This window comes from Hymenobacter translucens (genome assembly GCF_020685205.1).
Taxonomy (GTDB): Bacteria; Bacteroidota; Bacteroidia; order Cytophagales; family Hymenobacteraceae; genus Hymenobacter; species Hymenobacter translucens.
The window spans coordinates 32,704-45,255 of the sequence record NZ_JAJERB010000005.1; the positions used below are offsets into that span (position 1 = coordinate 32,704).

At 61.8% G+C, this 12,552-nt stretch carries 7 protein-coding genes; 5 read left to right on the forward strand and 2 right to left on the reverse strand.

Annotation, left to right across the window (positions count from 1 at the left end; all coding sequences use genetic code 11):
- The first annotated feature begins 131 nt into the window (after nt 1–131).
- The 5 genes from ruvA to LJY25_RS12310 all read left to right on the forward strand — a co-directional run bounded on the left by ruvA (nt 132) and on the right by LJY25_RS12310 (nt 10,608).
- Nucleotides 132–737, forward strand: a complete 606-nt coding sequence (ruvA, locus tag LJY25_RS12290; protein WP_227608644.1) for a Holliday junction branch migration protein RuvA — start codon at nt 132–134, stop codon at nt 735–737.
- Nucleotides 738–770: 33 nt separating this feature from the next.
- On the forward strand, nt 771–8,297 hold the full coding sequence (gene sov / locus LJY25_RS12295; RefSeq protein WP_227608645.1) for a T9SS outer membrane translocon Sov/SprA: 7,527 nt from the start codon (nt 771–773) through the stop codon (nt 8,295–8,297).
- Between the two features lie 161 nt (nt 8,298–8,458).
- Entirely contained in the window at nt 8,459–8,839 is a 381-nt protein-coding gene (gcvH, locus tag LJY25_RS12300) for a glycine cleavage system protein GcvH (RefSeq protein ID WP_227608646.1), read from the forward strand.
- Nucleotides 8,829–9,266 carry a VanZ family protein gene (locus tag LJY25_RS12305; protein WP_227608647.1) on the forward strand — a complete coding sequence of 146 codons (438 nt, stop codon included), beginning with the start codon at nt 8,829–8,831 and terminating at the stop codon, nt 9,264–9,266. Before gcvH ends, LJY25_RS12305 begins: the two co-directional genes overlap by 11 nt.
- A gap of 10 nt (nt 9,267–9,276) precedes the next feature.
- Nucleotides 9,277–10,608 carry a M28 family metallopeptidase gene (locus LJY25_RS12310; RefSeq protein ID WP_227608648.1) on the forward strand — a complete coding sequence of 444 codons (1,332 nt, stop codon included), beginning with the start codon at nt 9,277–9,279 and terminating at the stop codon, nt 10,606–10,608.
- 106 nt (nt 10,609–10,714) lie between these two features.
- Here LJY25_RS12310 and LJY25_RS12315 read toward each other — a convergent pair whose 3' ends face one another.
- Together LJY25_RS12315 and LJY25_RS12320 are read right to left on the reverse strand one after the other, a co-directional pair.
- Nucleotides 10,715–11,257, reverse strand: coding sequence for a hypothetical protein (locus tag LJY25_RS12315; protein WP_227608649.1), 543 nt, complete (start codon nt 11,255–11,257; stop codon nt 10,715–10,717).
- 332 nt (nt 11,258–11,589) lie between these two features.
- Nucleotides 11,590–12,486, reverse strand: coding sequence for a YicC/YloC family endoribonuclease (locus LJY25_RS12320; RefSeq protein ID WP_227608650.1), 897 nt, complete (start codon nt 12,484–12,486; stop codon nt 11,590–11,592).
- Between the last annotated feature and the right edge of the window lie 66 nt (nt 12,487–12,552).

Below are 12,552 nucleotides of genomic sequence, written 5' to 3' on the forward strand. Positions count from 1 at the left end.
TTCTTGCCACCGGCGCTTTTCGGGGAATTACTGGCTAAGCTTCCGGTGTTCCGCTGATCAGTGCCGATTTCTTAACTTTCCGATTCTCCCCTGCACCCAGCCCTGGCCTCCCGGGGCCCGAGACCCACTGAATGTTCGCATACATCGACGGTAAACTAGCTTATAAAGACCATGCCCAGGCTATTCTGGACGTGAGCGGCGTGGGCTACGAGGTAAAAATTTCGCTGGCTACCTACGCCAAGCTGCCCACTGAGGGCGAAAAAGCCAAGCTCTACACCTACCACCACGTCAAGGAAGACGCCCAGACGCTTTACGGCTTCTTGGACCCCAACGAGAAGGCCCTGTTCATGCACCTGATTTCGGTGTCGGGCATCGGGCCGGGCACGGGCATCGTGATTGTGTCGTCGATGTCGGTGGGGGAGATTCGCCAGGCCATTGTGCAGGAAGACGTGCGCTCGATCCAGGCCATCAAGGGCGTGGGACCCAAGACGGCCCAGCGCATCGTGCTGGACCTGCGCGACCGGCTCCGCAAGGACGAGCTGCTGGCCAAAGCCGGCGTGGATACCGTACCCCTGGCCCGCCAGCACAATACCAACCGCTCCGAAGCGTTAGCCGCACTGGTTACCCTGGGCTTTGCCCGCGCCGCGGCCGAGAAAACCCTGGACTCCATTCAGCACAAGCACGGTAACGACCTCAGCGTGGAGGAATTAATTAAATTTGCTCTTAAGTCTCATTAGAATTTTTCCGCGGCTCCGCGCCCGTCCCAGTCCTTGAATACCGGTAAGAAGACGTTTGTCGCCTCTGTTGTAGTTGTTACGTCGCTCGTGGCGTGGTGGTCGAGGGCGGAAACTGCCGGTGCTGCTCCCTTTGCATTTCGCCAGCTCTGGTCCTGGCTGCCGGCCGCAACCAAAGCCGGCCGCCTGGTCATGCCGCCCGACACGCCCCGTACGGTACTGCCCGATACCAGCCGGTACCGGCCCAGCCGCCGGCCCAAGGTAGCCCCCGACGACCGGGCCGGCACCCCGTTCTCGCCCCAGCGCCGCCGCTCCCCCCTGGTGCTGCCGCTGCCGTCGAACATCAGCCTGCAGGTAACGCCCGACGACAGCCTGGAATACTTCGACGTGCAGGAGCGCGTGGGGCAGGAGCTGCTCTACCGCGACCCGAGCCTGATGACCTTCGAGGAATACTCGCGCTGGCAGCAGCAGCAGGCCATCCGCAACTACTTCCGCGAAAAGGCCGCGGGTGGCGTCACCGGTGACCCGGCCTCCCCGGCTACGGCCAAGCGCCTGATTCCAAAGATCTACCTGGGTCCCATTGCCGACCGCCTGTTCGGCGGCAGCTACGTCGACATCCGCCCCCAGGGCGCGGTGACGCTGCGCATGGGCGGACGCTGGAACCGCAACCAGAACCCCACCCTCACCCTGCGCCAGCAGCGGGTGGGCGACTTCCAGTACGACCAGAACATGAACCTCAACCTCACCGGCCAGATCGGGGAGAAGCTGAAGCTCACGTTCAACTACGACACCAAGGCCGCGTTCGACTTCGAGAACAACATGAAGCTCGACTACACCGGCTACGACACGGACATCATCCGCAAGATCGAGCTGGGCAACGTGAGCCTACCCCTGACCAACTCTCTGATTCAGGGCGGGCAGAACCTGTTCGGCGCCAAGATGCAGATGCAGTTCGGCCGCCTGGGCGTAACCACCGTGGCCAGCACCCTGCGCGGCACAGCCGACGAAATCCGGGTGCAGAACGGCGGGCAGAGCCGCTCCTTTGAGCTGAAGGCCAGCGGCTATGAGCGGGACCGGCACTTCTTTCTGACGCATTTTTTCCGGGAGCGGTACGACGGGGCCCTGCGCAACCTGCCCACGGTGCAGTCGGGCATCAACATCACCCGCCTGGAGGTGTACGTGACCAACGACAACCGCACTACCGACAACCTGCGCAACGTGGTGACGCTGATGGACCTGGCCGAACCGGTGCGGGTGTACCGCAACCCGGCCACCATCCGCAAAGGCGGCAGCTCCCGGCGCACCCCGGCCGGCAACAACAGCAACTTTTTGTTTTCCCGCGTTCTGGCCGGGGGCACTGCCGCCCGCGACGAAAGCCAGGTGGACGATTACCTGCAACGCCCCAGCGGCCTGAATCTGGCCAAGAGCATCGACTACGAGCGGGTGCGGGCCCGCAAGCTGGACCCGCGCGAATACACCTTCAACGCCCAGCTGGGATACCTCTCGCTCAACACGCCTCTGCTGCCGGAGCAGGTGCTCGGGGTTTCGTTTGAGTACACCTACAATGGTATTCCTTACAAGGTGGGTGAGACGGTGGAAGACTACGCTACCGTGGGCCAGGACCAGGTGATTTACCTGAAGATGCTGAAGGCCACCAACCCCGGCGTCGGCATTGCCGAGCGGACCCTGAGCCCGGCCACCGACTCGCTCAGCGCCCTGACCGGCAACCTGCCAACCTGGGACCTGATGATGAAGAACATCTACGCCCTGAATGCCAGCCAGCTGAACCGCGACAATTTTCAGCTGCAGATCGTGTACAAGGACGACGAAACCGGGGTTGACTTGATTTCGCTTAAGGAAGGGGCCCTGATTGCCAACAAGCCGCTGATTGAGGTGCTCAACCTCGACAACGTGAACCCCAACAACGACCGGAACGCCGACGGCAACTTCGACTTCATTCCCGGCATCACCATCGACCCGGAGCTGGGCAAGATCATCTTTCCCCAAGTGGAGCCGTTTGGCTCCTACCTGCGGGCCCGGTTCGACACGACCGGCGCCCAGGGCGGCGTGGCAGCAACGGAGCGCCTGCTGGCCCAGAAGTACGTGTACCAGGAGCTCTACAACCAAACCCAGAGCGACGCCCAGCAGCGCCAGGAAAAAGACAAGTTCTTTCTGAAGGGCCGGTTCCAGGCCAGCACCTCCGACGAAATCACGCTGCCCGGCATCCGGGTTGCCCAGGGTTCGGTACGGGTGTACTCAGGCAGCACCCTGCTCGAGGAAGGCCGCGACTACCAGGTTTTCTACGATCAGGCCAAGGTTAAGATTCTGAACCCAAGCTACCTGAACTCGGCCAACGAGTTGCGCATCGACTTCGAGAAAGACGCCATCGTGCAGGTGCAGCCCCGCACCATGCTGGGAGCCCGCTTCGACTACAAGCTTAACCAGGACGTCAACTTCGGCGCTACGGTACTTCACCTGCTGGAAAACCAGGCCCCGGGCATCAACCGCGTCAACATCGGCGACGAGCCCGGCAACAACACCATGTACGGCTTCGACGTGAACATGCGCCGGGACTCGCGGGTGCTGACTAAATACCTCGACGCCCTGCCGCTGATTTCAACCAAGGAGCCGTCGTCGGTTTCGTTCGGGGCAGAGTTTGCCCAGCTCGTGCCAGGCCGCTCCAAGCTGGGCCGCGGCGAAAACGGCGTGTCCTACATCGACGACTTCGAGAATGCCCGCACGCCCTACGCCCTGGGCGGACTAAACGTAAGCACCGCGTGGCGGCTGGGGGCCACGCCCCTGCCCATTGCTGGAACCAGCTCCACGCCCAGCCTGGGCGTGAACAACCGCCGGGCCAAGCTGGCCTGGTATACCATCGACCAGACCTACTATACCGGCGGCCCCAGCATTCCGGGCAACATCACCACTGCCGATCTGGACAACCATTACATCCGCGGCATCCGGCGCAACGAGGTATTCCCGAACCGGGACCTGGGCGCCACCGGCAACGGCTTCGAGTACACGACCGACCTGGCGTACTTCCCCCGGGAGCGGGGCCCCTACAACTATAACCCGGGCGTGACTCCCGACGGCAAGTTCCTCAGCAGCCCGGCCATCAACAACTTCGGCGCCATCAGCCGGGAAATCACCTTCGACACCGACTTCGACAACGCCAACGTCGAGTACATGGAGTTCTGGCTGATGGACCCCTTCCTGCCCGGCCGCAACGGTCAGGTCAACGACTCGGAAAACCCGCCGACCAACAACACCCGGGGCGGTGACCTGTACCTCAACCTGGGCTCGGTGTCGGAAGACGTGCTGAAGGACAGCAACCAGCACGAGTTCGAGAACGGCCTGCCCACCTCGGCCGACCCGACGGACATCGACCAGAACACCAAGCCCACCATCTGGGGCCGGGTGACGCGTCAGCAGTTCCTGACCGACGCCTTCAACACCACGCCCGGCGCCCGGGCGTTCCAGGACATTGGTCTGGAAGGACTCAACGACAGCGAGGAGCGCAGCTTCTTCCAGGGGGTGTACGCCCAGGTAGCCGACCCCTCGGCCGACAACTTCCGCCACCACCTCGACGACTTCTACAGCAACGGCCGCGACGTGAAGATCCTGGGCCGCTACAAGCAGTTCAACGGCATGGAAGGCAACTCCGCCGAAAACAGCCAGCAGACGTCCACTGCTTTTCCCGACAAGGAAGACCTGAACCGCGACAACGTTATTTCTGACATCGAGCGGTACTACGAGTACCGGATTCCGCTGCGCCCCGACAACGGCGGCCTGAAGGTGGGCGAGAACTACGTGGTGGATAAGGTAACCAACGTCATCAAGGGCGAAGAGGTGTCGTGGTACCAGTTCCGCATTCCCATTCGCCAGTACACCGGGGTGCGCGGCACGCCCGGCAACCAGCCCTTCGGCTTCAAGTCGATTCGCTTCGTGCGGATGTACCTTACCAACTGGGAAGAGCCCGTGGTGCTGCGCATGGTGCAGCTGCAGTTTGTGGCCAACCAGTGGCGCCGCTTCCTGAGCAGCATTGCCGAGCCCGGCAAGCCCAACATCAACGCGGACGCCGACGCCGACGCCTTCGACATCTCCACCGTGAGCATCGAGGAGAACGGCCTGGCCAACGCAACCGGCAACGGCGCAATTCCCTACCTGCTGCCGCCCAACATCCAGCGGGACCGGGAGTACGGCTCCAGCACCGTAAACCGTCTGCAGAACGAGCAGAGCCTGCGCCTGTGCGTGGAAGGGCTGCGCCCCGGCTACGGCAAGGGCGCCTACAAAAACGTCAACATCAACATGCTGCGCTACAAGCAGCTGCGCCTGTTCCTGCACGCCGAAACCCAGGACCGCAGCCTGCAGGACAACCAGATGCGGGGCTTCGTGCGCATCGGCACCGACTACACCCAGAACTACTACGAGTACTCCCTGCCCCTGGCCATTACCCGCCCCGGCGCCACGCAGCAGCGCGAGGTATGGCCCGAGCAGAATGAGATTCAGATTTCCTTCCAGGCCTTTATCGACGCCAAGGCGGCCCGCAACCAGGCGCGCGTGCCCCTGAACATTCCCTACGTGGTCCAGCTGCCCAGCGGCGCTACCATCACCATTGTGGGCAACCCCGACTTCAGCGCCGTGCAGGGCGTGCTGATCGGCGTGTTTAACCCCAGCGCCAACAATGCCGAGAAGTCACTGTGTTTGTGGGCCGACGAGTTCCGGGTGTTTGACTACGAAACCGACAGCGGCTGGGCGGCTACTGCCCGCTTCAACACCAAGCTGGCCGATATTGCCAACGTAACGGCTACCGGCAGCTATACCACCGTCGGCTTCGGCGGCCTGCAGGACAAGGCGCCCCAACGCTCGCTCGACAACATCACCCGCGGCGACCTGAATGCGACCATTGCCGCCGATAAGCTGCTGCCGGCTTCGCTGGGCCTGCGCATCCCGGTGCTGCTGCAGGCCGGCCACGAAAGCCGCACGCCCAAGTACGACCCGCTTGACCCCGATACCAAGCTCACGCAGTCGCTGGAGAAGTTTGAGACGGCGGAAGAGCGGGCGGCGTACCGCAACGAGGTTATCGACCAGACCAACAGCCGGAGCGTGAGCGTGCTGAACGTGCGCAAGGAGCGCATCAACCCCGAAAAGAAGGTGCGGCCCTACGATATCGAGAACTTTGCCGTCAGCTACACCCTCACCGAGCGCACCCACAGCGACATCCGCACCGACCGCGACTATACCCGCGCCTACAACGGGGCCCTGGCCTACGTGTACCAGACCACGCCCAAGAACTATACGCCCCTGGCCAAGGTAAAGCTGCTGGACAACCCCTACCTGAAGATGTTCCAGGAGGTCAACTTCACGCCCCTGCCCTCGCGCTTCTCGTTCCGGGCCGACCTGGACCGGCGCTACAACGAGCGGCAGCTGCAGCGCACGCTGACGCCCGGGGACGTGCCAACCACCCGGGACATTCCGGCTATCTACCAGAAAAGCTTCTTCTTCAACCGGATCTACGACCTGAAGTGGGACCTGACCAAGAGCCTGATCTTTGACTACACGGCCAACAACCGGGCAGTTATCGACGAAGGCGCGGGCCCCAGCATCGGGGACAGCCGCACGGCCCAGCTTAACCGCGACTCGCTGCGCACCAACCTGCTGCGGGGCGGCCGGACCACGAACTTCAACCAGACCGTGGCCCTCACCTACCGCCTGCCGCTCGACAAGTTTCCGCTCACCGACTGGCTTAGCGCCGATACCCGCTTTGCGGCCAACTACAGCTGGCAGGCCGCTTCCACCGCGCTGCGGGCCCCGTTAAACCCGGCCAATCCGAACGATACGAGCACCGTGGAGCTGGACCTGGGCAACACCATCCAGAACAACCGGGAAATAAGCGCCAACGGCAAGATTGATCTGGTGAAGTTGTACAACAAGGTGCGCTTCCTCAACATCATCAACAATGCACCCCCGCCCAGTGCCAGCGCCAGCAAAAGCATTAAGCGCGGCTCTACCGCCGCGGTGCTGGGCCGGGTGCCGGCGGCGGCAAAAGACCGCACGGGTGCCGCCCCCGCCGCCGACACGGCCAAGGGCCCCGAGCTGCGGTTTGTGAAAGCAGTGCTTCGTTCCCTGATGACGGCACGATCCATCAACTTCACCTACACCCGCACCGACGGAACCCTGCTGCCAGGCTACCTGCCGGGTACCCGGTTCTTCGGCCTCAACGACCGGTTCGATGCGCCCGGCGTGCCCTTTATCCTGGGTCACCAGTACGAGCTGGAAGACCTTTACCAGCGCGCCGACAGCCGGGGCTGGTACACCCAGCGCAGCGAGTTCCTGAATACGCCCCTCAGCTCCCTGCTCACCCAGAACATCACGCTGCGCACGGCGCTGGAGCCCTTCCGCGACTTCAACATTCAGGTGGATGCCCGCCATACCCTGGTGCGCAACCGCGAGACGTTCAAGCGCCTGGCCGTTGATACGACGACGCTGCAGCCCTTCCCGGACCGGCGCCTGGCTCCCAGTCAGGCTACCAGCACCGGCTCGTTCGGCTCCTCGACCATTACCCTGCAAACGTTCTTCGGCGACCGGTCGGCCAATGGCAACATTTCCAAGGCCTTCAATCAGTTTATTCAGAACCGGGGCATCGTACAGCAGCGCCTCAGCCAGGCCAACACCGTGACTGACCCGATCAGCGGGCAGCGGGGCCGGTACGGCTACAACTCTCAGGACGTGCTGCTGCCGGCCTTCCTCGACGCCTACCACGGCCGGTCGTCGGATGGCTACAAGGCGGAGAAGTTTGACCTGTTCGGCAAGCTGCCCCTGCCCAACTGGCGCATCGACTACAATGGCTTGGCCGAGCTGCCCTTCATGAAGCGCTACTTCCGCTCCATCACCCTGAACCACGCCTACAGCTCGGCTTACAGCGTGCCCACCTTTACCAGCGCCAGCCGCTACACCCGGGAGCCCGACGATCTGCCCTACCTGATCAACCCGACCAACAATCAGTTTATTCCCTACTACGTCATCGGGCAGGTCACCATTGCGGAGCGGTTCGCGCCCCTGATCGGCCTGAACTTTCAGACCCTGGAGAAAGTAACCGGCCGCCTGGAGTTCCGCACCGACCGGAGCGTGGGCCTGAACACTACCAACGCCCAGGTAACCGAGCTGTACAACGAAGAGCTGGTCATCGGCTTTGGCTACGTAACGAACCGCTTCAAGGTGCCCTTCAAGATTGGCGGGGAGCAGAAGGTGCTGCGCAACGAGCTGACTGCCCGCCTCGACCTCTCAATCCGGGACAACACCACCATTCAGCGGTCTATCCTCGACGTGGTCGACCCGGATAATGCGCAGGGAGAGCCGGCCAGCGTGGGCCGGGCTACCAGCCAAACCACCAACGGCAACCGCCAGGTGCAGATCCGGCCCACCATTGACTACGTGCTGAATCAGCGCCTGAACCTGCAGTTCTTCTTTACCCGCACCGTAACCGAGCCCCGGGGCGTGAATGCCTTCAAGAACTCAGCCACCGAAGCTGGCCTCCAGCTCCGCTACAGTCTCTCGCAATAGGTTTGCTTCCGGACAACGGCAGCCCGACTTTCCCGTCTACAGGACAGGCAGTTGGGCTGCCGTTGCGTTTGCGACACGCGGGGCTTGCCCGCACCTGCCAACTTTCTCTTACTTTTGAGCACGGTGCCCCGGTGCCGCAACCTCTTATCAAACCTGCTCCCATGAATCTCCCTGCCAACCTGAAGTACACCAAAGAGCACGAGTGGATCCGTATCGAAGGCGACGCCGCCTACATCGGCATTACCGACCACGCCCAGCGTGAGCTCGGTGATATCGTATATGTTGACATCGACACGCTCGACAAAGAAGTTGCCCAGAACGAAGTGTTCGGCACGGTTGAAGCCGTAAAAACGGTTTCGGACCTGTTCAGCCCCATCTCGGGCACGGTACTCGAAATCAACAGCCAGCTGGACGGCAGCCCGGAAACGGTGAACTCCGACCCTTACGGCAATGGCTGGATGATCAAGATGTCGGTGGGCAACCCCGCCGAGCTGGAAGGCCTGCTGAGTGCCGAAGCCTATGGTGAGCTGATTGGCGCCTAACCGCTCCACTGCCGCCTTGTCGTCGCCCACGCCGCTCCTGCCCCCCGGCCGCCCCTACGCGGCGCTACCGGCGGCATGGGCGGCGTTGGTATTGGTGCTTACCCTGACGCCGGCCGACGACATGCCGGAGGTACCCAAATGGGAACTGCTGTCGTTTGACACCGCTGCCCACGCGTTTGTATTCCTACTACTGGCGGCCCTGCTGTACTTCTCGCTTCGGCGGCAACAGCGCTACCCGGCTTTGCGCCGCCATGCCTGGCTGCCGGCCCTGCTTGGCTCAGTTGCCTTCGGGGCCCTCATCGAGGTGCTGCAGATGACGATGCGCCTGGGCCGGCATGGGGAGTGGTCCGACGTTATCAGCGACGCACTGGGGGCCGGGGCCGGCGTCCTGACCGGGTGGGTGCTGATGCGTGTTTTCCGGCTTTAACCTACTCCGTATGCCCAGCCGCACACTGCTTTTCCCTGGTTGGTTTGACCGTCGGCTGCTGACCATGCTGACGACGGCCAGCCTGACTATGGCCTTCTCGCCCGCCGCGGCGCAGGATATGGCCCGGGTCCGGCAAACGATTGAAGACCTGACCGCTCCCCGCCTGCACGGCCGGGGCTACGTGCAGCGCGGCGACCAGCAGGCCGCCGACTACCTGCGGCAGCGGTTCCGGGCGGCGGGCCTGCTGGCCTTGACCCCGAACTACACCCAACCGTTCCGCCTTACCGTCAACACCTTCCCCGGAACGCTCAGCCTGGAGCTCGAAGGGACCGGGGACCGTCAGCAGCTCCGGGCGGGGCATGACTTTATTGCCGAGCCTGGTTCGGGCGGGGGCAAGGTCAGCGGACCGGTCGTGTACCTCGATACGCTCGTCTTCAGCCAGGAGGAGGCCGGCCGCCGGTTTCTGGCCCAGAGCCTGCGCGGCAAGGTGGTGGTGCTGCGCCACCGCGACGCTGAGCGGGTGCGTAATCTGCCCGACGCCTTTGCCCGCCACCTGAACCAGGCCGGAGCCCGGGTAACGCTGTTTCCGACCAAGCTTACGGCCTCCCTCTCCGACCAGCAGCAGCCCCAGCCCCAGCTCCAGGTACTGGCCAGCCGCTGGCCGGCGGGCACCGCACGCGCCACTATTCGGGTAGAGGCGAAGCTTGCCGTCGACTATCCCACCCAGAACCTGATTGGCTATGTGGCCGGCAGCGTGAAGCCCGACTCGTTTCTGGTAGTAACCGCGCACTACGACCACCTGGGCCGGATGGGGCGACAAGCCTACTTTCCGGGTGCCAACGACAATGCCAGCGGCACGGCTATGCTGCTGGAGCTGGCGGCTTACTATGGCCGCCCCGAGCACCGCCCGCCCTATTCCATCGTCTTTATTGCCTTTGGGGGCGAGGAAGCAGGGCTGCTAGGCTCCCGCTATCTGGTCAGCCACCCGGTGCTGCCGCTGGAGCGGATCCGCTTTCTGGTAAACCTGGACTTGCTGGGCACCGGACAGGATGGGATAACGGTAGTGAACGGGCGCCTGCACGAAGCGCAGTACCAGCTGCTCACCCGCCTGAACGCGGGGGGCGGATACGTTGCCCAGCTGGCGCCGCGGGGCCGGGCCGCCAACTCCGACCACTTTCCTTTTTCGGAGCGGGGCGTACCGGCATTTTACTTTTACACCCGCGGGGGCTCCACCGCCTACCACGACGTGTTCGACCAACCGGCGGCGCTGTCCCTGGCCGCCTTCCCCGGGGTCTTCGCCCTGATCAACGGCTTTCTGGCCGCGCTGCAGCCCAAGCCTTAGGCGCCCTGCTCTGCTACAGCATAGAGTAAGGACAAATAAAAACCGGGACAACTGCCAGTGGCAATTGTCCCGGTTTTTATTTGTCTGCTTGCGCGACTATCGTTGCTTAGCCATTCGTCTTGAACGAGCCCATGATCTGCTTGGCCACCGTTTCCCACTCGGGCTTCTGGCGGTCGGCGCAGGTGAAGGTGCACATCAGCAGCTTGCCTTCCACGTCGGTGAAGAAGATGAAGGTGTACACTTCGTGACCAAGCTCGGGCTTCATCAGTTCCATGTAACCAACCTTGCGGCCGTTTACGGACTTCACACCATTGCTGAACCACTTGGCTTCCTTGTACTGCTTGGTGTACGTCTTGTAGAACGTATCAGCGTACATGTCAATCATGTCCTGATCGGCCGTGTTGTCGGTGTACGAAAAGGCGATGCTGGCCAGGTTGTTATTGGTGTAGATGACGCTGGGGCGGCTTTGGGCCTTCGCATAGGCGAAGTCCATCTGCTGCTCGCTCATGACCTCAAACCCTTTCGGAATCAGAATCTCAACCCGCTCACTCAGCACGCGCTTTTTGATCAGTTCAACCTCAGCGGCGGGGCGGGCAGCCATCAGCACCAGCATCAGGCTAAGGATGGGAAGGAGTAAGGCTTTTTTCATAGTCGTAGGCTGAAAAAAACGTGAATTCTAAGTGAAAGTGGCCTCCGAAACCAGAAGTGGTGGTCTGTTCGGATAACACAATTTACGCACAAAAACTTAAGCCGCAAGTATTTCCCCGGAAATTTTTTATTACCCGGACCTGAAACCTTTTCAAACAGCGTAAAAGCCTGGTTTATTGACCTTCTATGCTATCTACGGCAAGCCCGAATATTTGGATGTTTTAACGGTTGGAGAAATATAGATTTTTTTGTTAAGGGTGCATAGGTGTAGTGACATTAATACAAATAATGCAATTCCAAGAAACACTACCATTCCTCCCGGAGAAGCTTATCCTACAGGATGTTGTTGATCTGTTCCTTGATCTTTTCCAGCTCTTCTTTCATGCCAACCACCAAATGCTGCACAGTTGAATCGTTGGCTTTGGAGCCAATTGTATTGATTTCCCGCCCGATTTCCTGGGCAATAAAGGCCAGCTTCTTGCCCGTGGGCTCGGGCAGCAGTACGGTATCGGCAAAATAGTGCAGGTGGCTGGCCAGGCGCACTTTTTCCTCGGCGATGTCAAGCTTCTCGATGTAGTAGATCAGTTCCTGCTCGAACCGGGACGCGTTGAACTGCTCACTGGTAGCCAGCTCGCTCAGATGAGAAAGCAAACGCTGCCGGACGTGCTCTACCCGGGTGGGGTCGTGGCGCTCCACCTCAGCCAGCTGGGCGCGGATGGCGCTTACGTAGCTCAGGATCTCGGCCGTGAGCGTCTGGCCCTCGTCGTGGCGAAACTGATTGGTAGCGGCCAGGGCTTCCTGAAACAGGGGCAGCAGCTCTTCCCAGGGCACTTCCTCTTCTTCCTCGGCCGGCGCCGCAGCCGACTGCGACTGTACCACCCCGGGCAGCTGCAGGGCCAGGGCAAACAGCTGGTCCTTGGGCGCCCCTACCAGATCAGCTGCTTTTTCCAGCTCCTGGTAGGCCGCCTGCAGCAACTCGGCATTGACTACGCTGCCGGGCCGGGCCGCCGCGCTGCGGGGACGCACAAAGTCGAAGTTCAGGTTGACTTTGCCCCGGATCAGCGTTTTGGTGATCAGATTGCGGATTTCCAGCTCCCGGTCGTTAAGAAAGCGGGGCAGGCGCAAGGTCAGATCCAAGGTTTTGGAATTCAGAGACTTGATTTCGACGGTAGCCGAGTAGCGCTCGGTGTCGCGGTGGGCAAGGCCGAAGCCGGTCATGGATTGAAGCATACAAAGCAGAGAAAAGCGGCAAACGGAAGGTGGGTCTCAAAAGTAGGCGTTCGGCCGGTAAGACAA